This window comes from Arthrobacter sp. UYCu723 (genome assembly GCF_054059215.1).
Genome location: NZ_JBSSBW010000001.1, coordinates 3,788,402 through 3,811,661, shown reverse-complemented (window position 1 = coordinate 3,811,661; position 23,260 = coordinate 3,788,402). Strand labels below are relative to the sequence as shown.

At 66.1% G+C, this 23,260-nt stretch carries 14 protein-coding genes; 6 read left to right on the top strand and 8 right to left on the bottom strand.

What is annotated here, in order from left to right:
• Positions 1–149: 149 nt before the first annotated feature.
• The 5 genes from holA to leuS form a co-directional block, all read right to left on the bottom strand.
• Positions 150–1,163, bottom strand: a complete 1,014-nt coding sequence (gene holA, locus ACVWZ8_RS17825; protein WP_426978059.1) for a DNA polymerase III subunit delta — start codon at positions 1,161–1,163, stop codon at positions 150–152.
• Complete coding sequence (locus ACVWZ8_RS17820) at positions 1,097–3,268, bottom strand: ComEC/Rec2 family competence protein (protein WP_456505370.1); 2,172 nt, start codon at positions 3,266–3,268, stop codon at positions 1,097–1,099. Before ACVWZ8_RS17820 ends, holA begins: the two co-directional genes overlap by 67 nt.
• A gap of 1 nt (position 3,269) precedes the next feature.
• The gene (locus tag ACVWZ8_RS17815; protein ID WP_426978061.1) at positions 3,270–4,139 is read right to left on the bottom strand and encodes a ComEA family DNA-binding protein; all 870 of its coding nucleotides are present in this window, start codon (positions 4,137–4,139) and stop codon (positions 3,270–3,272) included.
• Between the two features lie 49 nt (positions 4,140–4,188).
• Entirely contained in the window at positions 4,189–5,202 is a 1,014-nt protein-coding gene (locus ACVWZ8_RS17810) for a DegV family protein (protein ID WP_456505369.1), read from the bottom strand.
• 85 nt (positions 5,203–5,287) lie between these two features.
• A complete protein-coding gene (leuS, locus tag ACVWZ8_RS17805; protein ID WP_456505368.1) occupies positions 5,288–7,813 on the bottom strand; it encodes a leucine--tRNA ligase in 2,526 nt (841 codons plus the stop codon).
• Positions 7,814–8,307: 494 nt separating this feature from the next.
• On the opposite strand from leuS, the gene ACVWZ8_RS17800 reads away from it, so the two are divergent.
• The 5 genes from ACVWZ8_RS17800 to ACVWZ8_RS17780 all read left to right on the top strand — a co-directional run bounded on the left by ACVWZ8_RS17800 (position 8,308) and on the right by ACVWZ8_RS17780 (position 17,687).
• Positions 8,308–9,474, top strand: coding sequence for an ISAs1 family transposase (locus tag ACVWZ8_RS17800; protein WP_456504820.1), 1,167 nt, complete (start codon positions 8,308–8,310; stop codon positions 9,472–9,474).
• 458 nt (positions 9,475–9,932) lie between these two features.
• A complete protein-coding gene (locus ACVWZ8_RS17795; RefSeq protein WP_456505367.1) occupies positions 9,933–13,109 on the top strand; it encodes an efflux RND transporter permease subunit in 3,177 nt (1,058 codons plus the stop codon).
• Positions 13,106–13,558: a hypothetical protein gene (locus ACVWZ8_RS17790; RefSeq protein WP_456505366.1), complete on the top strand. Its 453-nt coding sequence runs from the start codon at positions 13,106–13,108 to the stop codon at positions 13,556–13,558. The genes ACVWZ8_RS17795 and ACVWZ8_RS17790 overlap by 4 nt, the downstream gene beginning before the upstream one ends.
• Position 13,559: 1 nt before the next feature.
• The gene (locus ACVWZ8_RS17785) at positions 13,560–16,703 is read left to right on the top strand and encodes an efflux RND transporter permease subunit (protein ID WP_456505365.1); all 3,144 of its coding nucleotides are present in this window, start codon (positions 13,560–13,562) and stop codon (positions 16,701–16,703) included.
• 36 nt (positions 16,704–16,739) lie between these two features.
• Complete coding sequence (locus ACVWZ8_RS17780; RefSeq protein ID WP_456505364.1) at positions 16,740–17,687, top strand: hypothetical protein; 948 nt, start codon at positions 16,740–16,742, stop codon at positions 17,685–17,687.
• A gap of 80 nt (positions 17,688–17,767) precedes the next feature.
• Here ACVWZ8_RS17780 and glpK read toward each other — a convergent pair whose 3' ends face one another.
• The 3 genes from glpK to ACVWZ8_RS17765 form a co-directional block, all read right to left on the bottom strand.
• Complete coding sequence (glpK, locus tag ACVWZ8_RS17775) at positions 17,768–19,282, bottom strand: glycerol kinase GlpK (RefSeq protein WP_456505363.1); 1,515 nt, start codon at positions 19,280–19,282, stop codon at positions 17,768–17,770.
• A gap of 54 nt (positions 19,283–19,336) precedes the next feature.
• Complete coding sequence (locus ACVWZ8_RS17770) at positions 19,337–20,086, bottom strand: MIP/aquaporin family protein (protein ID WP_426978070.1); 750 nt, start codon at positions 20,084–20,086, stop codon at positions 19,337–19,339.
• Positions 20,087–20,245: 159 nt separating this feature from the next.
• Complete coding sequence (locus ACVWZ8_RS17765; protein ID WP_456505362.1) at positions 20,246–21,997, bottom strand: glycerol-3-phosphate dehydrogenase/oxidase; 1,752 nt, start codon at positions 21,995–21,997, stop codon at positions 20,246–20,248.
• Positions 21,998–22,169: 172 nt separating this feature from the next.
• Between ACVWZ8_RS17765 and ACVWZ8_RS17760 the strand changes: the two genes are divergently transcribed.
• Positions 22,170–23,138 carry a sugar-binding transcriptional regulator gene (locus ACVWZ8_RS17760; RefSeq protein WP_426979921.1) on the top strand — a complete coding sequence of 323 codons (969 nt, stop codon included), beginning with the start codon at positions 22,170–22,172 and terminating at the stop codon, positions 23,136–23,138.
• Positions 23,139–23,260: the final 122 nt, after the last annotated feature.

The following is a 23,260-nucleotide window of genomic DNA, read 5'->3' as shown; positions in this document are numbered from 1 at the left end:
ATGATTGTGGCCGGCACCCCAGGGTGCCGGCCACTTCCAGTTAAGCCCATTTCCGGTCAAGCACATTTCCGTTAGGGGCCCTGGCGGCCAGCGCCCAGTGACTTTCCCCGGCCAGCTGCCTGACGGGGATCGTCGCCGTGAATGAAGCGTCAGCGCCGGACCGACGTCGCTATCACCGTGACAGCGTGTTCCACGGCGTAGACCGGGTCCCGCGAGAGTCCCTTGACCTGAGCGTCCGCCTCGGCCGTGACCTGGATGGACCGGACCAGTCCCCCGGGGGTCCAGCGCCTGACCTCGCGCTGCGCCTGCTCGATCAGCCACGGCTGCATGCCCAGCTGCTTGGCAATCTGTGACGACGAGCCCTGGGCGCCGGCAACCTTGGCCAGGGTGCGCAGTTTTGACGCCAGCGCTGCCACGAGCGGAACGGGATCCGCACCGGTGGCCAGGGCATGCCGGAGCGTGGACAGCGCCAGCGGGGCATTCCCGGCAAGGGCAGCATCGGCAACTTTGAAGGCGGTGGCCTCGACGCGGCCTCCGTAGTAACGGTCCACCATGGCCGAGTCCACTCCCGTGGCGGCGTCGGCAATCAGCTGGCTGCAGGCTGCCGCCAGCTCCGCCAGGTGCGCTCCGACAGCATTGACCAGGGCGTGCACGGCATCGGGATCAATGCGTCGGGCCGCTGCCCTGAACTCACCGGTGACGAAGGCGACCTTGTCGGCGTCTTTCTTCAACGGCTGGCAGTCAACCACCGGCCAGCCGCCTGCCTTGATGGCGTCCAGCAGTTTCTTGCCGCGCACCCCGCCGCCATGCCGGAGGACCAGTACAGCGTCAGGCTCGGGCCGCGCCAGGTATTTCAGCGCGTCGGCCAGGAAGGCATCGTTCATGGCCTCGAGCCCCTCGACCTCGATCAGCTTCTGCTCCCCGAACAGGGACGGACTGACGTTCATGGCCAGGGAGCCCGGCTCGTAGCTGCCGGCGTTGAGCCGGGTGACTTCGACGTCGGGCGCGGCAGCGCGGACCTGTGACCGGATGCGGTCCATCGCACGGGCGCCCAGATAGTCCTCCGGACCGCCGACCAGCACCACGGCGGCCGGCTTCACATCGCGCCAGGTGGCGGTCCTCGACGCAGCGGTCGTGGTGCGTTGGGTCTGGGCAGCAGCCACTGAAGTTTCCTCCCGGAAGTTTGTTTGCAGACTCTAAGCGTGCCACGGCCTGACCGGTGCGCCAAGCCGCGGCGGCCCGGTGCGGACGGCCCCCGCCGGCGGTGCTGACCGGCCTGCCGCCGGGCGAGGACTGCCACAGTCCGCGCGTGCGCCGCCACTGCCAGCGTGACGACTGTTGCGGGATGCAGGACAAGCCAGACCGAGGTGAGGACGGCCGAGGAGAACATCACCATCGTCGTCATGCCAAAGAGACCTTCCGGCCACGGCAGGACGGCCCCGGGGAGTCCCGCGAAGAATCGGGCTATGCCGGCAACCCCGGCCGCGAAGGCCGCCGCAACCGCCAGCGGTACAGCTGCGAGCCCCGGGGCCAGCGGGACGAGCGGGACAGCGGCGGTGCCCAGCAGCGTAACCGGCGCCACCAACGCCGCGGCTGCCACATTGGCGGCAAACGCATAGCTGGAGAACTGTGGCTGCAGCAGCACGATCACCGGACCGCAGAACGTCTGCGCCGACAGCGGCACGGCAAGGCCGGCAGCCGCCCAGGGCGGCACGGCACGCGGCAGCCACGTCATGATAGGCCTGCCGGCCACCACAATGCCGAGCGTGGCAAGCACGGAAAGCAGGAACCCGAAACTCGTGGACAACGCGGGGTCCGCCAGTAACAGGCCAATGATGGCGAGGCACAGGAAGCTGAGGCCGCGTCCGGACCTGCCGCCTGCCAGAGAAACGAGGCCGATGGCACCCATCAAGGCGGCACGCAGGACGCTGGCGTCCGGCCCCACCATCAGGACGAACATTCCCAGTCCGGCCAGGCACACTACCGCGGCCGCAACCCTGCCAAGGCGGAGGCTGCGGGCACCCAGCAGGAGCGCACCCAGAATGAGGCTGCAGTTGGCCCCGCTGACGGCAGTGAGGTGGGTCATCCCGACCGTCTTCATCGCGATGTCCAGCTGAGGGTCGAGCCTGCTGGTGTCGCCCGTGACCATCCCGGGCAGCAGGCCGCGGGCATCCCCGCCGAAACGGCCGGCTGCGCTGGCCAGGCCTTCGCGGAGCGATCGGGCACCCTGCTGCAATGACCCCGGGACCTGTTGCGTGCGCGGGGCGGAGGAGGCCGAAAGTACGGCGGCCTCCGTCTGGCCCGGTCCGGCCGGCTTGAGTTTTCCGGTCGTCCTGATCCGCTGGCCCGGCGTGGCGTGTTCCCACTTCGGGCCGCCCATCACGAGCAGACTGGCGGCGGCCCGGACCCGGCGGGAATCGAAATTAATCGCGAGCAGCGTGGCCGGTACCGCCCACCGGTCGGCGAGTCCCGACCTCCCCGGCGTCTGGAGCCGCCGCGGAGCGCCGCTGACAACGAGCTCTGCCACGACAGCGGTGCGCGCGGCGACAGCTCCGGCCATGTCGGCGTCGTGGCGCTGGGCGGAAGCGACAGCAGAGTGGGCGCCCGCCACGGTGGAAAGCAGCAGCGCCACGGCGGCCGTCGCCAGCAAACTCCGTGGCGCGGTTCTGCCGTGGCCGGACGATTTCGGGGAGTTATCCCGGCGCCTGGTCTGTTCGGCAGCCCGGAGCAGTAGCGCTCCGGAGGTTGCCAGCAGGACGCTGCAGAGGGCCGCCAGCGCGGCGGGGTCCAGCCAGCCTGCGGCAGCCGCGGTGGCCCAGACCAGCAGCGCCGCCGGAACCAGGCGGAGGTCTGTCCGGCGTACCGCCGCCCCGGAACGGCCGGATCCAGAACGGCCCGGTCCGGACCGGACCGGAGCCGTGGCCGTGGCCGTGGCCGTGGCCGCAGAATACCGGTCCCTGAGCCGGGCGCGGTGTTCCGCCCGCCGGTCGGTCCGTGCCCGTGCCCGCGCCACCGCCGGAGCAGATCCGGGCGTTCCCGGAGCAGATCCGGGCGTTCCCGGAGCAGATCCGGGCGTTCCCGGAGCAGATCCGGGCGTTCCCGGAGCAGATCCGGGCGTTCCCGGAGCAGGTCCGGGCGTGTCAAAGGCAGACTCCGGCAGGACGCTCCGGCCGGCCGGAGCCGGGCCGGCGACGGCCGCGTCAATGTAGCGTTGCCAGCGGCCCGGCCGCACCACGTCCGGGTCTTCCTGCTTATCCGCCCTTCCCATGTCAGACCCTGACCAGCGGTAGCAGGGTCTCCAGCAGCTTGGGTCCCACTCCGTCGACGGCGTCCAGCTCCTCGACCGTCTGGAAGCGGCCGTGCTGCTTGCGCCAGTCCACAATCCGCTGGGCCAGGACCGGCCCGACCCGAGGGAGTGTTCCGAGTTCCTCGGCGCCTGCGGTGTTGAGGTTGATCTTGCCGCCGCCTGTTCCGGCACTCCCGTCGGCACTGTCTGCTCCGGCACTCCCGGACCCTTCCGGACCGGCGGCTTGGCCGGACGAAGCATCGGGCTGTCCCACTTCGGGCACGACGATTTTCTGGCCGTCTTCCAGCACAGCTGCGAGATTGAGCCGGTCCGGAGCCGCAGCCCCGGTGGGGCCACCCGCCGCGGCGATGGCTTCGTGCAGGCGGCTTCCCGCCGGCAGCTCGACCACGCCCGGTCTCGCCACGGCACCGGCCACATGGACCGTAATTCCTTTCGCTTCCCCGCCCGTTTCATTCTGTGACGGCGAAACCTCGATGCCGGGGCCGGTGTCCGGCTGTTGGACCCCGGCCGACGAGACCTCGCTGAGCGGGACCACCTCCGGCGCGCCGGTGGCCGCGCGCCACCAGAACCAGCCGCCGAGCACGGCAGCAACCGCGCCCAGCAGGGCAGCTGCCCTCAGCCCGGTCCGGCGCCGCAACCCGCTTCCGGCCGAAGGCATTTCGCCGCGCGGATCTTCGAAGGCGCCGTCCGCCGGTGGAAGGTTCAGCAGACCCGCCGGGCGCCCGGCGGCCTCAGGGCCGCCGAGCGTCGCGGACAGCCTGTGCCGGGCAGCCGTGACGCCTGCGGGCAGTTCAGCTCCCGGCTTCCGGCGTGGCAGGCTCCGGCGTGACATAGGAACAACGGTAGGAAGTCCCCGGTCGGGTGCCCACACCCTGCCGGCTCTATGTGGAAAGTGCCGGGGATATCGCCGGAGGAAGCGCCGGGGTGCTGCTCTCCCCCACGATCACGGCCAGCACACCGAGTCCCGCGTGGGCGGCCAGCACGGCCGGGAGGTCGCTGGCCTGCGCCGCCGGACAACCGGGCAGCGAGACGGCGAGGCGTGCCGCGAGCCGTTCGGCCTCGGCCTTGTTGCCGAAATAGTGGACGGCGATGCGGGCCTGCCCCTCCGGCCTGGCGGCAGCGTCGGCTGCGACGATTTCCTCCAGCCGGGCCACGGCTTTGGCCGCGGACCGGACCTTTTCCAGCGGAACGATCTTCCCTTCCTCGACCCCCAGGATGGGCTTGATCGAGAACACGGTGCCCCACAGCGAGGCCGCCGCGCCGATCCGCCCGCCATGGCGCAGCTGCTCCAGGCTGGGAACGTAGAAGTAGACCTTGGTGCGGGCCAGCCGTTCCTCGGCGAATACCCGGACCTCCGCCGCGTTCCTGCCGTCCGCAGCCGCGACGACGGCGCTCTGGACCCCCATCCCCTGGGCCATTCCGACCGTGCGCGAGTCCAGGACCTCCACCGGTATTCCGACCCGGGCGGCCGCGAGCCGGGCGGACTCGGCCGTGCCGGACAGCTCGCCGGAAATATGGATCGACACGACGGAGTCGTAGCCACGTTTCTGTGCGGCCAAGTACGCCTGTTCAAACTGTCCGGGGGACGGGCGTGAAGTTTTGACGGGCCTGCCGCTGGCCATGGCCACGGCGATGGTGTCGGCGATGTCGTCCTCGCCCTCACCGTAGATTTCCGCGCCCACCATGACGGGCATCGGGACAACCGTCAGCCGGCCGTCGGCGGTGAAGGCCCGCACCCAGTCGGCTGGCAGCGCGGCGGCGGAGTCCGTGACCACGGCGGTCCGCACGACGGCGGCCGGCGCAGTTTCGGGGGCAGCTCCGGGCCGCGTGGCCTGGCGGAGCCGGTGAAGGCGCTCCCGCAGCCACGGCCAGCCTGCCGGCTCACGGTCGGGCACGAAGCACCTCCTGCTGTGCTGGTGGGAGTTTGCACCGGCCGCCGGCTTGCACCGGCGGCCGGTTTACTTACAGTGGCCCGTCCGGCTATGCGGGCACGATATTGACCAGCTTAGGCGCCCGCACGATGACGGTGCGGATGCCGCGCCCTTCGAGGGCGCGCTGGACGTTCTCCGAGGCCAGCGCCAGTTCGCGCAGCTGGTCCTCACCGATGCCCGGCGGAACCTCCAGGCGGTCGCGCACCTTCCCCTGGACCTGGACGACGGCGGTGACAGTGTCATGCACGAGGAGTGCGTCGTCGTGGGTAGGCCAGCCGGCGTTGGCTACGGAAGCAGGGTGTCCCAGCATGTTCCACAGGTCCTCGGCCGTGTACGGCGCGAACAGGCTCAGGACCACCGCGACGGCCTCCACGGCCTCGCGCACTGCCGGGTCCGCCCCGCCCGCACCGGTGTCGATGGTCTTGCGGGTCGCGTTGACCAGCTCCATCAACTTCGCCACGACCACGTTGAACTTGTTGTGGTCCAGCAGTGCTGCGGCGTCGGCGATGGTGCGGTGGGTGACGGTGCGCAGGGCGCGGTCACCGGCGGAGAAGTCGACGCCGGGCTCGCTCGCGACGTCCTGCCCCAGCCGCCAGGCCCGGGCCAGGAACTTCGCCGAACCCGACGGCGAGACATCCGCCCAGTCGACGTCGTCCTCCGGCGGTGAGGCGAAAATCATGGTCAGGCGAACCGCGTCGACGCCGAACTTGTCCAGCTGTTCACTCAGGTCCACGCCGTTGCCGAGGGATTTGCTCATGGCCTTGCCGCCGTTGAGCACCTGTCCCTGGTTCAGCAGCGCGCTGAAGGGCTCGTCGGCCGCGATCATGCCCAGGTCGTGGATGACCTTGGTGAAGAACCGCGCGTACAGCAGGTGCAGGATGGCGTGTTCGACGCCGCCGACGTACTGGCCGACCGGCATCCAGTCGTTAATCCTCGCGGGATCGAAGGGGCCTTCGGTGTACTCCGGGGAGACGAAGCGCAGGAAGTACCACGAGGAATCCACGAAGGTGTCCATGGTGTCCGTGTCCCGCTTGGCCGGGCCGTGGCAGTTGGGGCACTCTACGTTGACCCAGCTTTCGACGGCGGCCAGCGGCGACGTGCCCTTCGGGGACAGGTCTTCGCCGCGCAGGTGGGCCGGCAGCGTGACGGGCAGCTGCTCGTCGGGAACCGGGACCTCGCCGCAGGCCGGGCAGTGAATGATCGGGATCGGCGTGCCCCAGAATCGCTGTCGGCTCAGCAGCCAGTCGCGCAGGCGGAAGTTCACGAACTTCTCGCCCGTGCCCTGCTCCTGCAGGATTTCGATGGCGGCCGGAATCGCTTCTGCCTTGGGCAGTCCGTCCAGTGCGCCGGAGTTGATCAGCGTGCCCTCGCCGGTGGTCGCGGTGCCGGTGACGGCGGGATCTTCCTCACCGGTATCCAGGACCGCCCGGACCGTCAGGCCAAAGGTGCGGGCGAAGTCGAGGTCGCGCTGGTCATGGGCCGGAACCGCCATGATGGCTCCGGTGCCGTAGTCGGCCAGCACGTAGTCGGCCGCCCAGACGGGCAGCTTTTCGCCGTTCAGCGGGTTGGTGGCGTAGCGGCCGGTGAAGACGCCGGTCTTCTCCCGCTCGGTGGACTGACGCTCGATTTCCGAGAGGGCCGTGACCTGCTCGCGGTACGAGGCCAGGGCCGCTGCGTGCTCTTCGGTCACCAGTTCGACGGCCAGCGGCGCATCGGCGGCGACGACGAAGAACGTGGCGCCGTGCAGGGTGTCCGGACGGGTGGTGAAGACCGTGACGTCCTTGGCGGGCTTGCCGCCGTCCGCCTCGATCTCGAAGCGGACGTGCGCGCCCTCGGAGCGGCCGATCCAGTTTTTCTGCATCGCCAGGACCCGTTCGGGCCAGTGGCCGCGCAGTTCGTCCATGTCATCCAGCAGGCGGTCGGCGTACTCGGTGATCTTGAAGTACCACTGGTTCAGGGACTTCTTGGTGACGGGGGTGCCGCACCGCTCGCAGGCTCCGTTCACCACCTGTTCGTTGGCCAGCACGGTCTGGTCCTTGGGGCACCAGTTGACGGGCGAATCCTTGCGGTACGCCAGGCCGCGCTCGTAGAAGCGCTTGAACAGCCACTGCGTCCAGCGGTAGTACTCCGGGTCCGAGGTGTGGATCCGGCGGGACCAGTCGGCGGAGATGGCGTAGCGCTTGAACGATGCCGCCTGGGTCTCGATATTGGCGTAGGTCCACTCGCTCGGGTGGGCGTTGCGCTTGATCGCGGCGTTTTCCGCGGGCAGCCCGAAGGAGTCCCAGCCGATCGGGTGCAGCACGTCGTAGCCCTGCTGGCGCAGGTAACGCGCGACGACGTCGCCCATCGCGAACGCTTCGGCGTGGCCCATGTGGAGGTCACCGGAAGGGTAGGGAAACATGTCCAGCACGTAGCGGCGTTCCTTGGAACCGTCGTCGACGGGCGTGAAGACCTTGAGGTCCTCCCAAACCTGCGGCCACTTGGCTTCCATCGCCGCAAAGCTGTAGGCACCCTCGCCGGGACCTTCCGCTCCGACTTCTGCTGTTCCGGTCTCTGTCTCCGGCTGAACGCTCACTGCTGGCCTCTTCTGTTCTTCACGCCTGATTACCGTCAAGTCTGTACTGCTCTTCAAGTCTGCACTGCTCTGTTGTGCTGCTGCCGATTGTCCCGCTCTGGCCCCTGATCCCTGTTGCCGGCCCGGAAAGGGCCCAGACACACAAAAGCCCCTCGACATGGAGGGGCTGCCGCTCGACAATCCGAGTTCTCCTCGGGATGCCGGGCGGCTAGCTAAGCAGAAGGATCGCACGCATAGAACTACTTTAGCGCCTCCGGCTGGTTCGCGGGCGGAATGCGCCGCCCCAGGGTGCGCTCCCGCCGCCTGTGCCGTGGGACAGCGGCCCGCCGGGAGGCACTGATGCGCCGGCGGCGGGTCCCGGCAGGGCTAATGCAAAGTCGTGGGGTGGGTCCGGCAGGCTGGCGGTGACACGCGCCCAGTGCGTGCTTTTAAAGTAGGGGAACTCCTGTTAAACAGGGTGATTGTCTAGATCACTGTGTACCAGGAGTTCCTTCATGCCATCTTCCCCTATCAATACCATTGCCCGCCAGTTGGAGGTCATTCCGGAGCCGGTGAAGTCATCGCTGACGCCGGGGACGATGCGGGAAGTCCTTGCTTCCGTTCCGGATCCTCGGAAGCGCCGGGGCATCAGGTACGGGCTGGCGGGAATCCTGATTTTGGCGGTTTGCGCCATGCTTGCCGGGGCGAAGTCGTTTGCCGAGATCGCTGAGTGGGCCGCCGACACGGGACGCAAACCCTTGGCCAGGGCCGGCGTCAGTGTCCCGCATGTGACGACCATCCAGCGGGTGCTGGCCCGGGTGGACGGAGATGCCTTCGACACCGCCCTGGGCGCCTGGGTCATGGGCCAAGTGAAACCACAGGCCATTGCCGTGGATGGGAAGGAAGTCCGCGGGGCGAAGAACGGTGGCGGTGACCGGGTCCACTTGATGGCCGCCGTTGACCACGGAGCCGGCACCGTTCTGGGACAGGTTGACGTCGGCATCAAGACTAATGAAATCACCCGCTTCGAGGACCTTCTGAACACCATCACGAACCTCAAGGACGTGGTGGTCACGGCCGACGCGATGCATACCCAACGCTCCCACGCGGAATACCTCCATGGCCGCGGAGCCCATTACGTGCTCACCGTGAAAGGCAACCAGTGTGCCCTGCAACGGCAATTGAAAGAACTGCCGTGGGAGGACGTCCCGGTTGGCAACAGGCAGCGGCACCGCGGCCATGGCCGCGCCGGTTCCCGGGCGATCAAGGTCGTCACCATCGATGCCGGCATCCTCTTTCCGCATGCCGCCCAGGCAGCCCAGATCACCCGCAGGTCCCGGAAACTCAAGGGTAAAAAGTGGAGTGCTGAGACGGTGTACATCATCACGTCCCTGCCGCTGGAGACCACCAGCGCCGCCGAGCTCAACACGCTTGTGCAAGGTCACTGGACCATCGAGAACCGGCTCCACTGGGTCCGTGACGTGGTCTTCCTGGAAGACAAGTCCATGGTCAGGTCCGGCAATGCTCCCCGGCTCATGGCGTCCCTGCGAAACCTCATCATCAGCCTCTACCGGATAGCGAAAATCACCAACATCGCCAAAGCCACCCGACACACCGCCAGAGACGCCAAACGAGCCCTCAAACTCGCCAGAATCAACCCACTACCCACGACTTTGCATTAGCCCTGCGGGTCCCGGACGTGGCGCGAATTCAAATTGTTACAAATGCATCACGTGGAAATTACCGTACTTACTCTATTATCCCCAAAAAGTCGGGCGAGTAATTATATGGCCTTCCAAGTAGTCACCTCACATTAGCAGGTATTAATTTGCAAGTAGCAATTAGCGTCGGCGTGAGTATCCGCCTGCTTCCCTTCGCGTAGTCCGCGGGGGGGCCGAAAAAAACAACACTTTGATGGACTCGGTGGCCCGAAAACCTGCCGGACACAGTAATTCCGACTGTCTTGCCAAACGTGGCAATTAGGAACACTATTCTCCCATGATCCCTGGGGGGATTCGCAAAAAAGGTCTCGGGTTGAGGAGCCTGTCATGTATCTATTGCGTGTTTCTGTCCTGCAACAATTATTTCGTCTGTCCGGGCGCAACGGCGCTCTCGGCAGCCACCAGGAAAAGGGTTAGCCATGTTTGGCTGGATAACCCGGTTCAGTTTGCAGTTCCGCATCCTGGTTCTCGCGCTCGCCGCCGGAGTCATCGCCTTCGGCGTCATAAACGTTCCCCACATCGCGGTGGACACCATGCCTGAGTTCGCACCCGCGCAGGTGGAGATCCAGACCGAGGCCCTTGGCCTCTCCGCTGCCGAAGTTGAGCAGCTCATTACCTCCCCAATGGAAGCCGACCTCCTCAATGGAGTGGCTTGGCTGGATGAAATCCGCTCGAAGTCTGTACCGGGGTTGTCATCAATCGAACTCGTGTTTGAGCCTGGCACGGATCTTCTGCGTGCCCGCCAGCTGGTGGCGGAAAGGATGACACAGGCCGTGGCCCTGCCGAACGTATCGGCCCCACCGCTGATCATGCAACCCATGTCATCCACCAGCCGCGTCCTGATGGTCCGGTTGAACTCCAAGCAGCTCTCCGGCATCGAGATGTCCGTCCTGGCACGGTGGAAGATTAAGCCGCGGCTGATCGGCATTCCGGGTGTGGCGAACGTGTCCATCTGGGGCCAGCGCGAGCAGCAGCTGCAGGTCGAAGTCACCCCTACGCAACTGCGCGACAAGGGCATCACCCTGGAGCAGGTCATTAAGACCACCGGCAATGCCGTCTGGGTCTCGCCGTTGAGCTTCCTCGAGGCGTCGACGCCGGGCACCGGCGGGTTCGTCGAGTCCCCCAGCCAGCGTTTGGGCATCCAGCATGTCCTGCCGATCCGCACCCCGGCGGATTTGGCCAAGGTCAGTGTGGAGGATGCGCCCCAGCCGATGCTGCTGGGTGATATCGCCCAGGTCAAGGAAGACCATCAGCCCCTGATCGGCGACGCCGTTGTCGGGCAGGACGCCGGCCTGATGTTGGTCGTTGAAAAGTTCCCCGGTACCAGCACCGTACAGGTCACCGAGGATATTGAAGCAGCCCTGAAGGACATGGAACCGGGCCTCACCGGAGTCCAGATCGACACCGGCGTCTTCCGCCCGGCGACGGCCGTCCAGGAAACCGTGGACGGTCTCGGCGTGGGGCTGCTGATCAGCCTGTTGGTCGCGGTGGCGCTTTTCTGGCTGCTCTTCCGCTCCTGGCGGGTCGCCGTGATCTCTCTTGTGGCGATCTCGACGACTGTCGTAGTGACAGCGGTGGTGTTGTTCGCGCAAAACGCCACGCTGAACGTCACCGTCCTCGTAGGCATCATCTTGGGGATGTCCGTCATCGTGGGCGACATTGTGGAGGACGTTCAAGCCCAGCGCCGCCGGCCCCTGGTCACCGAGGCCACGGAAACCGAGGCCACCCTGCGGTCACGCATCACTCGCGTCGTCCGGGGTATCCGCACCCCGCTCTTCCACGCCTCGCTCATCATGGTGATCACCCTCATCCCGACGCTGTTCCTGACCGGGGTGGGTGGCTCCTTCTTCCAGCCGCTCTTCTGGTCCCTGGCGCTGGCTCTCGCGGCCGGGCTGCTGGTCGGGATCTCTGCTACGCCGGTGCTGGCGCACATCCTGTTGCCGCGGGAGACCGCGCCGCGACGGGAGTCTCCTGCCGCCGGCCGCGCCCGGGCCTATTACGATCGCGCCCTGACAGGCGCCCGTTCCCGGAAGGCGCTCGGCCTTGTGGCTGTAGCCGTCATCGGGGTGCTGGGCCTCGCTGCCGGATCACAGTTGCTTGGTAACCGGCCGGTGGTCCCGACCCTGCCGGACAGAACCCTGCTCGTCCAGTGGGATTCCATGGCCGGCACTTCCAATGACGAGGTCCGCCGGATCGCTTCCAAAGCCTCCGACGAACTGCGCGCGTTGCCGGGCGTATCCGGGGTCGGCGGGCATATCGGCCGCGCCATCACCTCTGATCAGGTGGTCGGCAACAGCTCTGCCGAGCTGTGGGTGTCGGTTGCCCAGGACGCTGACTTCGGTGAGACGGAGCAGGCCATCCGGGACGTGGTCCAGGGCTACCCCGGCATCGCGCATAACGTCGTGAACTACTCGCAGCAGAAGATCGGCGACATGCGGACGAGCCTGGAACCGGGCTTTGCGGTCCGGGTCTACGGCACTGATATGTCCATCCTCCGCGAAAAGTCCGAAGAGGTCCGTAAGGCGCTGGAGAACATCAACGGCGTCAAGAACCCGACGATCAATGCCAGCGCCACCGCCCCCATCGTGGAAGTTGAGGTCAACCTCGAAGCCGCCCAGAAGGTCGGCATCAAACCCGGCGACGCCAGGCGCGCCTCAGCGGCACTCATGCAGGGCATAGTCGTCGGCAACCTTTTCGAACAGCAGAAGGTGTTTGAAGTCGTCGTGCGTGGTGCGGTAGACGTCAGGGATGATCTGACCAGCATCCGTGAACTGCTCCTCGACACCCCCAACGGAGGCCACGTCCAGCTGGGCGAGATCGCCGCCGTCCGCCTGGTCCCCAACGAAGTCGTCATCCAGCACGACGACACCTCGCGGCGGATCGACGTTGTGGCCGAAGTTAGCGGGAGGCCGCTGGCAGATGTCCAGCGCGACATCGAAGCTGCAGTCCAGCAGATCCAGTTCCCGCTCGAATACCACGCCGAGATGCCGAAGAAGTACAGCGAACTGCAGGCTGCCGACACACTCGTGCTGTGGCTGGCAGCGGCTGCCCTGCTCGGTGTGCTGTTGCTGCTCCAGACGACGGTCCGGAGCTGGAAGCTAGCCCTCGCCGTCTTCCTGGCCCTGCCGGCGGCGCTCGCCGGTGCTGCTCTGGCCGCCTGGATCGGCTCCGGCTCGCTCTCGTTGCTCTCACTGACGGCGCTGGCAGCGGTTCTGGCCATCGCTGCCCGCAACGCGGCAACGTTGTCCGCCCGGGTCGACGAACTGTGGCGCTCCGCGCCGCAGACGTCCCACGCCGAGGTTGTTCTGATGGCCGCCCGGGACCGGGTCGCACCGGTCCTCAAATCGGCCCTGATCACCATTGCGGTCCTGATCCCGCCCGCCCTGATCGGCGGCACCGTGGGCCAGGCCCTGATCGTCCCGATGCTCCTGATCATTGCGGGTGGCCTCGTCACCACAACGCTGGTGGCACTGTTGGTGCTGCCTCTACTGACCCTGTGGTTTGGTCCCCGCACCGCACCAGAAGAGTGGTCGGAAGTCTACGAATCGGAAATCCCCGTTCAGCCCGTTATGCAGGAAAAGGTGGAAGCAAAATGACCAGCCAAAAGCCCCAACGGCGCCTGCCCCTGGCGGCCGCTGTCTGTGCCGCCCTCGTGTTCGCCCTTCCGGCCTGCGCCCAGCCCGCGGCCGCCCCCGCATCCGTGGGCGAGGCCCCCGCCAAGGTGGAGAAGAATGCCACGACCGGCATCGCGAAACTGACCTTGACCGAGAACGGTTTGAAGCGGCTCGAGGTGAAGACCGAGCCTGCCGCTGCCGGCACGGGAACGGACGTGCTGCTGCCCTACGCCGCCCTGATGTATGACGCCAGCGGCAAGACCTGGGTGTACAGCAACCCGGCCCCGCGGGTTTTCGAGCGCCAGGCCGTCACCGTAACCAAGGTGGAAGCAGGCGTGGTTACGGCCAGCGCGGGCCCCGCCGTCGGGACTGCGGTGGTAACGGTAGGCGCGGCAGAACTGTTCGGCGCCGAGTTCAATACAGGTAAATGACATGCGCCGGATAGTCGCCGCCAGTCTACGGTTCAGATCGATCATCATCGCGATGGCGGCTGCGCTGATGATCGTGGGCGGCGCACAGCTCAGCAGTGCCTCGGTGGACGTGTTCCCTGAGTTTGCTCCGCCGAAGGTGGAAGTCCAGACAGCATGCCTGGGACTCACCGCCGCCGAAGTCGAACAACTTGTGTCCGTCCCTATGGAAGAGGCCTTCAACGGCATCGATGGCCTCAATCACATGCGGTCCAAGTCGGTATCTCAACTCTCGTCCATCGTGCTGGAATTTGAAAACGGCACCGATCTGCTGACAGCCCGGCAACTGGTGTCCGAGCGGATGGCCACGGTCATACCGACCCTCCCCACCTGGGCAGCGCCGCCGCTGATGCTGCAGCCGCTGTCCTCGACCAGCCGTGTCATGAAGATCGGCCTGTCCTCGGACACCCGCTCACTCATCGAGATGTCGATGATTTCCTACTGGAACATCAGGGCTCATCTGCTCCGCGTTCCGGGGGTGGCCAACGTCGCCATCTGGGGAGAACGCCTCCAGATGCTTCAGGTACAGGTTGATCCGGCCAAACTGGCCGCGAACAACGTGACACTGGACAGTGTGATGAACTCCACCTCCGACGCCTTGGACGCCGGGTTGCTCAAGTATTCGCCGGGTGCCCTGATCGGTACCGGCGGCGCCCTTGAGACGCCCAGCCAGACCATGGGGATCCGTCACGTGCAGCCCATCACTTCGCCGGCCGAACTGGCAAAGGTGGCCGTGGAGGACCGGGGGGACCAGCCGCCGCTGCGGCTCTCCGATGTGGCAAACGTGGTGGAAGACCATCAGCAACTGATCGGTGACGCTGTCATTAACGGCGGCCCCGGACTCATGCTGATCGTCGAAAAGCTCCCGTGGGGCAACACCCTCGAAGTGACGCGGGGGGTGGAAGAGGCGCTGCAGCAGCTCGCACCGGGGCTCACCGGGATCGCCGTGGACACGACCCTGTTCCGGCCGGCGACCTTCATCGAGGAATCCCTGGGCAATCTGAGCGTGGCTCTTCTGCTGGGTTGCCTTTTGGTCATCCTGGTGCTGAGCGTCTTCCTCTTCCAGTGGCGGACTGCGCTGGTCAGCGTGACAGCCATCCCGTTGTCACTGGTGGCTGCGGCGCTTGTGTTGTATTGGACCGGAGGCACAGTCAACACGATGGTGCTTGCGGGATTGGTGATTGCCGTCGGGGTGGTGGTCGACGATGCGATCATCGACGTCGAAAACATCGTCAGGCGGCTCCGCCATCACCGGGCAAGTGGCAGCACTGATAGTACTGCCAGAGTGGTGGTCAATGCCTCGCTTGAGGTCCGCGGACCGATTGTGTATGCCACCCTGATCATCGTCGCAGCGACTGTGCCGATTTTCTTCCTGGACGGGTTGACCGGCGCGTTCTTCCGGCCATTGGCCACCTCGTACACCCTTGCGGTCATGGCGTCCATGCTTGTCGCGCTTACCGTCACCCCGGCCATGGCCTACATCTTCCTTCGAAATGCCAAACTGGAGGACCGGGATCCGCCGGTGGTCAGGGTGCTAAAGCGCTGGTACGCCAGCGCGCTCCGGCCCATTGTCCGCCGGCCGGTCCCGGGGTACGTTGCCCTCGCCAGCCTGGGCGTCGTCGGGATCGTTCTGGCCCCGCTACTGGGCCAGTCGTTGTTGCCGTCCTTCAAGGAACGGGACTTCCTGATGCACTGGGTCACCACGCCCGGCACGTCAAACTCCGAGGAGGTCCGGGTCAGCCAGCTGGCCTGCAAGGAACTCATGACGATTCCGGGCGTGAACAATTGCGGGTCCCATATTGGACAGGCCTTCGCCGCCGATGAGGTGGTGGGCGTCAATTTCGGTGAGAACTGGATCAGCGTTGACCCCGCCGTCGACTATGACGAAACGCTGGCGTCAATCCAGTTGGTAGTTGACGGCTACCCGGGAATTACGCGGGACGTCCAGACCTACCTCAAGGAACGCATCCGCGAGGTACTTACGGGCACGGGTTACGCCGTTGTTGTCCGCGTGTACGGCGATGACCTGGCGGTTCTGCGCGAGCAGGCGGACAAGCTCAAAACCATCCTGGGCGGCATCGAGGGAGCCATCGGCGCGAAGGTTGCGCTCCAGGCCAACGTTCCGCAGATCGATGTGGAAGTGGACCTGGACGCCGCCAACCGTTACGGGCTGAAGCCAGGGGATGTCCGCCGCGCGGCGGCTACCTTGGTGTCTGGCGAGGAAGTCGGCGACGTGTACCGCGACGGCAAGGCCTACGATGTCCAGGTGTGGAGCGCGCCGGAAACCCGCACGAGTGTCACGAGTATTGAGAACCTCCCGCTCGATACACCGAGCGGCGAGAGGATCCGGATGGCGGATGTGGCCAAGATCTCGGTGAAGCCAACGCCGAACGTGATTGAGCGTTCGGAAGGCTCCCGGCGCATCGACGTCAGCGCCAACGTCAAGGAGGGCGATCTCGCCAAGGTCGTGGAGAAGCTGAAGTCCGAGATGGAGTCGGTTGAGTTCCCGGTCGGCTACGAAGCGGTCGTGCTCGGCGAATACGCGGAACGGCAGGCCGCCTCGCAGCGCCTGCTGCTCTACTCGATTGGCGCGGTCATCGTCGTCTTCCTCCTGCTCCAGGCGGCGTTCCGCAGTTGGCGGCTGGCGATCCTGGCCATCCTGACGCTGCCGGTCGCCCTGGTGGGTGGGGTGATCGCCGCGCACCTGAGCGGAGGCATCCTATCGCTGGGGTCCTTGGTCGGCTTCCTGACGCTGATGGGTATTGCGGCCCGCAATGGCATCCTGCTGATCAATCACTGCCAGCACCTCGAACAGTACGAGGGGATGCCCTTCGGCCGGGACCTGGTGCTGCGCGGAGCTGCAGAGCGGTTGTCCCCGATCCTGATGACCACCCTTGCTACCGCGTTGGCCCTCGTGCCTCTGGTGGTCATGGGCAACATTCCGGGCCATGAGATCGAACATCCCATGGCGGTGGTGATTCTGGGCGGTCTCGTCACGTCGACGCTGGTCAACCTGTTCATCGTCCCCTCGCTGTACTTGCGGTTTGCCAAGAAGGGCCCGGCACGTGAGCGCCGGCCCCGTCAGGCCGAGCCGGCCCCGGCCGTCTAGCCGCAACCAACCCACCACTACGAGAGGCTAAAACAGATGTCGAAGCGAAGAGAACGATTCACGGCGTACGGCTCCGCAGTTCTGCTCGTGCTGGGTACGCTGACGGTGACGTCGGCAGCCACGGCGACGGCGGCGGCGGCGCCCAATCCCCAGGACCTCTGCGGAAAAGGCACGGCGATCAAATTAGACCGCTCAGCCTTCCCACGCACCCCGGAGATTGAGAACAAGTGGTTCCCGCTCGAGCCCGGCATGCAGTTCACCACGACGGGCACGGTGGTCTCGGGCAAGGAGACGAGCAAGCGCACGGTCATCTCCACGGTGACCGGGCTGACCAAGATGATCGACGGCGTCAACACCCAGGTGGTGTGGGACCGGGACTTCACTGACGGTGAGCTCGCGGAATCAGAATTGGCCTTCTTTGCGGAGACGAAGAAAGGAACCGTGTGGCTGTTCGGCGAGTATCCCGAAGAGTATGAAAACGGGGAGCTCGCGGGCGCGCCGAGCACCTTCATCAGTGGAATCGACAAGGCCCAGGCGGGGATCGCCATGCTGGACCACCCCCGCCCGAAGGCCCCCGCTTACCCCCAGGCCTCCGCACCCAGCGTGGACTTCCTGGACTGCGCGAAGGTCCTGAACAAGGACCAACGCGTCTGCGTCAAGACAGGTTGCTACCACGATGTGGTGGAGATCGTTGAATCCAACCCGCTGGAGCCGCTAAGCAGCGCCGGCAAACAGCACAAGTTCTATTCCAAGAAGACCGGCCTGATCAAGGTCACGGCCGAGGGCGGGGATGACCAGGAGAATATGGAGCTGGTCAAGATCAAGAAGCTCAGCAGCTCGGAGCTGAAGCGCATCAACGAACAGGCATTGATGCAGGACAGCCGCGGCTACACCGTCAGCACGGACGTCTACGCCAAGACGCCCCGCGCGGTCGTGGCAAAGTCCTCAAGCCACAGCGGCCGGTCTCTGCACAACGACTGGTAGGCGGGGAAGCGCCGAAAGGCGGTCAGCAACAGAAGAGCTCCGGCCGGGTTTCCCCGGCCGGAGCTCTTCTGTGGACGGCCTTACTTCACGTCCTCGTCCACCCAGTCCATGGACTTGGTGATGGCCTTCTTCCAGAGGCGCATCTGACGGTCCCGCTCTGCCGCTTCCATCTTCGGTTCCCAGCGCTTGTCCTCGGACCAGTTGGCCGAGCACTCGCCCAGGTCCTTCCAGAAGCCGACGGCGAGGCCGGCGGCGTAGGCGGCGCCCAGGGCGGTGGTCTCGACGACCTTCGGCCGGATCACCGGCACGCCGAGGATGTCCGCCTGGAACTGCATGAGCGCGTCGTTGGCGACCATGCCGCCGTCGACCTTGAGCTCAGTAAGCGGCACGCCGGAGTCTGCGTTGACGGCGTCGAGGACTTCACGGGTCTGGAAGGCGGTCGCCTCCAGCGCGGCACGGGCGATGTGGCTCTTGTTCACGAAGCGGGTCAGGCCGACGATCGCACCGCGGGCATCGGAACGCCAGTACGGGGCAAAGAGGCCGGAGAACGCCGGGACGATGTACACGCCGCCGTTGTCCTTCACGGAAGCCGCCAGGGTCTCCACTTCCGGGGCACTGCTGATCATGCCGAGGTTGTCCCGCAGCCACTGAATGAGTGAACCGGTGACTGCAATCGAGCCCTCCAGCGCGTAGTGCGGCTTGGCGTCACCCAGCTTGTAGCCGAGGGTGGTCAGCAGTCCGTTTTTGGAGTGGACGATTTCCTCCCCCGTGTTGAAGATCAGGAAGCAGCCCGTGCCGTAGGTGTTCTTGGCTTCCCCGGCCTCGAACGCCGCCTGGCCGAACGTCGCCGCCTGCTGGTCGCCCAGGATGCCTGCGACCGGTACTTCGCGCAGCAGCTGGGAGGTGTGGACCGTGCCATAGACCTCGGAGGAGGACTTGATGGCCGGCATCATCGAGGCCGGCACCCCGAAGGCATCCATGATTTCCTGGTCCCAGGACAGCGTCTCCAGGTCCATGAACATGGTCCGGGAGGCGTTGGTGACGTCGGTGGCGTGCACGCCGCCGTCGGTCCCGCCGGTCAGGTTCCAGAGCACCCAGCAGTCGGTGTTGCCGAAGACCAGGTTGCCGGCTTCGGCCTTGGCGCGTGCGCCGTCGACGTTGTCCAGGATCCATTTGATCTTGGTGCCGGAGAAGTAGGTCGCGAGTGGCAGGCCCACCTTCTGTTTGAAGCGTTCCGGTCCCCCGTCCTTGGCCAGTTCGTCCACGATCGGCTGGGTGCGGGTGTCCTGCCACACGATCGCGTTGTAGATGGCCTTGCCGGTGGTCTTGTCCCAGACGACGGCGGTTTCGCGCTGGTTGGTGATGCCGACGGCGGCGATGTCGTGCCGGGTCAGGTTCGCCTTGGACAGGGCGGAGGCGATGACCTCGCGGGTGTTGTCCCAGATCTCGGCGGGGTCGTGCTCCACCCAGCCGGCCTGCGGGAAGATCTGCTCGTGCTCCATCTGCCCGGAGGAGACAATGTGGCCGCTGTGGTCAAACACGATGGCGCGGGTGCTGGTGGTGCCCTGGTCAATGGCGATTACGTACTGGTTCATGTTGACGTCCTTGTCTATCTGGCCTTGTTGGGTTTGCTCTGGCTGGGGTGGAAACTACTTGGCGACGGTGACAACGATCGGCACGACAGCTGCCACGAGACCGGCGAGTCCGCCGCCGATCAGGGGTCCCACGACCGGGATCCACGAGTAGCTCCAGTCGCTGGAGCCCTTGCCCTTGATCGGAAGCAGGGCGTGGGCGATGCGCGGGCCGAGGTCACGGGCCGGGTTGATGGCGTAACCGGTGGGGCCGCCGAGTGAGGCACCGATGCCGACAACCAGCAGGGCGACGGCCAGCGGGCCCAGTCCCGAAGGAATGCCGCCGAACATCAGGATGACGAAGACGAGGACAAAGGTGCCGATTATTTCCGTGATCAGGTTCCACGGGGTGGAGCGGATGGCCGGGCCGGTGGAGAAGACGGCAAGCTTGCTGGCGGGCTCGGGCTCGACGTCGAAGTGCTGCTTGTGGGCCAGCCACATCACGACGGCGCCCAGGAAGGCACCCAGCAGTTCACCGCCGAAGTAGGTCAATGTGGACGCAAATTCGACCTTGACGCCGGGAGCGTACTCCGCCTTGCCGTTGAGCAGCAGGCCCAGGGTGACAGCGGGGTTCAGGTGGGACCCGGACCTGGCGGCGACGTACACACCGGCGAAGACGGCGATGCCCCATCCCCAGGTGACCATCAGGAAGCCGCCGTTGTTGCCTTTCGTGCCTTTGAGGGCGACGTTGGCCACAACGCCGCAACCCAGCAGGGTCAGCATCCCGGTGCCGAATACTTCGGACAGGAAAACTATTCCAAGAGACATCTTTGACTCCTCTTTTTTCTGTTGTCAGCCCTTCGCGAGTTTGAAGGGCCGTTGGGCCGGCAGCGTGTTCGCGCTGCCGGCCGGCCACTGCGCCGGCCGCCGGGGCGGACCGCGCAGTCTTTGCGCCCGGGCATCCCTGCCCGGGCACGCAAGTATTTTTCAGGAGACCAGGCTGTGGACCCGGACGCCGTGGAACCGCTTGAGCACCTCCTGAGCGTGGCTGAACTCGGAGGACCGCGTTGCCGCGTCCCAGCCCAGCGGGCCGGACAGGATTTCGGCAACCTCGTTGAGGAGCTCGCCGGTCACCAGGCCCCGGAAGGCGAGGGAGGTGCGGCGGATCAGTACGTCGACCAGGTGCCCGATCTGTTCGTTCTGCGCCATGAACTCCAGTTCACGGACGCTGAGTTCGCGGGTGGATTGCAGCAGCCGGTCGGGGGCGCCGGCCGCGGATGCGTCCAGGAAGTTGATGACTTCCTCGGCGCGGGTTCCGTAGCGGGTCAGGAGTCCTGCGACCCGGTCGGCGTCGCGGCCGGCCGACATGTGGGCCTTGATCCACCGTTGGACGCCGTCAACACTGTCCGGGAAGCCGGCGCCGCCGCCGATGGCGAGCTGCGCCGTCGACACCTTCCGTTCCAGTCCGAGTTCCGCGAGAACGCGGTCGCTCAGGTGTTCCGCGAGGGCCCGGAAGGTGGTCCACTTTCCGCCCACCAGGCTGAGGACGACGGCGCCGCTGCCGCCGGCTCCACCGGCTGCCGGCACCGAGCCGCCGCGGCGCTCGATCCGGTAGTCGCGGCTGACGAAGCCCGGCTGGGTGGCGTCGTGCTTCGGAAGCGGACGCACACCGGAGAAGGTGTAGACGATCCGTTCCCGGTCCACGGCAATGTCGGGGAAAACGTGGCCGATCAGCTCAAGGAAGTAGTCAATCTCGGCCTCGGTGCAGACGGCGTCCTCGGTCATGTCCGCGTCGACGTCCGTGGTTCCAACGAGGACCCTGTCCCCCATGGGGTAGATCAGCACGATCCGGCCGTCGGTGTGCTCGAAGAAGATTTCCCTCCCGTTGCAGGCCGCGAGCAGCTCCGGGTGGTCCAGGACAATGTGCGAACCCTTGGTGCCGCCCATGAAGGAGGACGCCGCGCCCATGGCTTCGTTGGTCAGATCGACCCAGGCGCCGGTGGTGTTGACGATCACGTCGGCGGTGAAGTCGAAGAGCTCCCCGGTGAGTTCGTCGCGGAGCCGTACCCGGCTGCCGGTCCCGGAGCCCGCCGTTCCTTCCATCGAGACGAGCGAGACGTAGTTGCTGGCGCGGGCGGTGCCGCCCGGAGCGCCGGCTTTTTCGCCGTCCTGCAGCACGTCGAGGGTCAGCCGCTCCGGGTTATGGACCGACGCGTCGAAGTAGGTTGCCGCATATTTGATGCCCGGGTGCAGGCGCGGGAGCTCCGCCAGGGCGCGCTTGCGGCCGCGGAACTGGTGGCGCGGCACGCTGCCGCCGTCGCGGGAGAAGAAGTCATACATGCTCAGGCCAAGCTTGATCAGGAAGGCGCCGCGCTCCTGGGGGGCGCCCCGCTGTTTGTGGGTCAGGAAACGAAGCGGCGCCGCTAGGACGCCGGAAAAGGTGCTGAAGATAGGGATAGTAGTCTGCAGCGGTTTGACGTAGTGCGGAGCGATGCGCAGGAGCCGGTTGCGCTCGACCACGGACTCCTGGACGAGCCGGAACTCGCCGTTTTCGAGGTACCGGATTCCGCCGTGGATCATATGCGAGGAAGCCCCGCTGGCGCCCTGGCAGTAGTCGCCGCGTTCCACGAGGGCAACATCGACACCCTGCAGTGCCAGGTCCCGGAAAGTACCCACTCCATTGATTCCGCCGCCGATGATCAGCACCTGTGCGTTCCGCCGCGACCGCAGCTTCTGCACGGGTAAACGAGTGCCGGCCGGCTCCTGGTTGCGGGCTGATTCCTTAGATCCCAAAACTGCTCCCTGGGGTTTGGTTCTGTGCGGCGCGCCACGGGGCGCGTCGCCGTTCAACACTATTGTTTGGAATAATGGAAAATGGTGTCAAGCACTATGCACAAACGTGCAGAACGGAATGTGGGAATTGCCTTCACGCCAGTCCGACGCCCTCCGCGCGGCCCAGTTGTATTACCTCCAGGACCTGACCATGGACGCGATTGCCCGTGAACTCCGGACCTCCCGGTCGACCGTCTCCCGGCTGCTGTCCTCGGCACGGGAATCCGGCCTCGTGCAGATCCAGATCCGCAGCCCTCTCGATACCGGCCCCGAGCTGGAAAGCATGATCCGCGCCGAATACAAGGTGGACGTTCATGTCGTTCCCGTAGTGGACACGCTGAATGAGGCGGAAACACTGGACAGAGTGGCCATGCAGGCCGCCCGCACCATCGGCCCGCTGGTGGATTCCAACGCCATCATCGGCGTCGCCTGGGGCTCGACCCTCAGCGCCGTCAGCCGGCACCTGACCCGGAAGATCACCCATGACAGCGTGATCGTCCAGCTCAACGGCGCCGGAAACATGCAGACCACCGGCATCACCTACGCCTCGGACATCATGCGCCGCTTCGGAAGCGCGTACGGGGCGCGGGTGGAGCAGTTCCCGGTGCCCGCGTTTTTTGATCACGCCGCGACCAAGAAGGCGATGTGGAATGAGCGTAGTGTGCAGCGCGTCCTCGAGCTTCAGGCCCGGATGAGCATTGCCATTTTCGGGGTCGGATCGGTCGACGCCGACTACCCCAGCCACGTCTATGCCGGCGGCTACCTCGATGAGGACGATCTGAGCATCCTGGCCAGCTCGGACGTGGTCGGTGACGTGGCCACCGTGTTCTTCCGGGCGGACGGTTCCTCGGACGGAATCATCCTCAACGAGCGTTCCACCGGGCCGGACCTCGCGCAGCTGCGCCAGGTCCGGCGGCGGATCTGCGTGGTGTCCGGCGCGTCCAAGATCAACGGCCTGCGCGGTGCGCTCGCCTCCGGCCTGGCCACGGACCTGATCCTCGACGAGGCCAGTGCCCGGCGGCTGGTCCGGTTCGACGGCCTGTCCTGAGCGGTCCCAGGGGACCGGCAGGTGGCCGGCCGTCCCGGACGGCCTGCGCTGCGCGGCCTGTGCTGCGCGGCCTGTGCTGCGCGGCCTGACCGGCAGGTGCCGCGGCAATGGGTAAAGTCGTT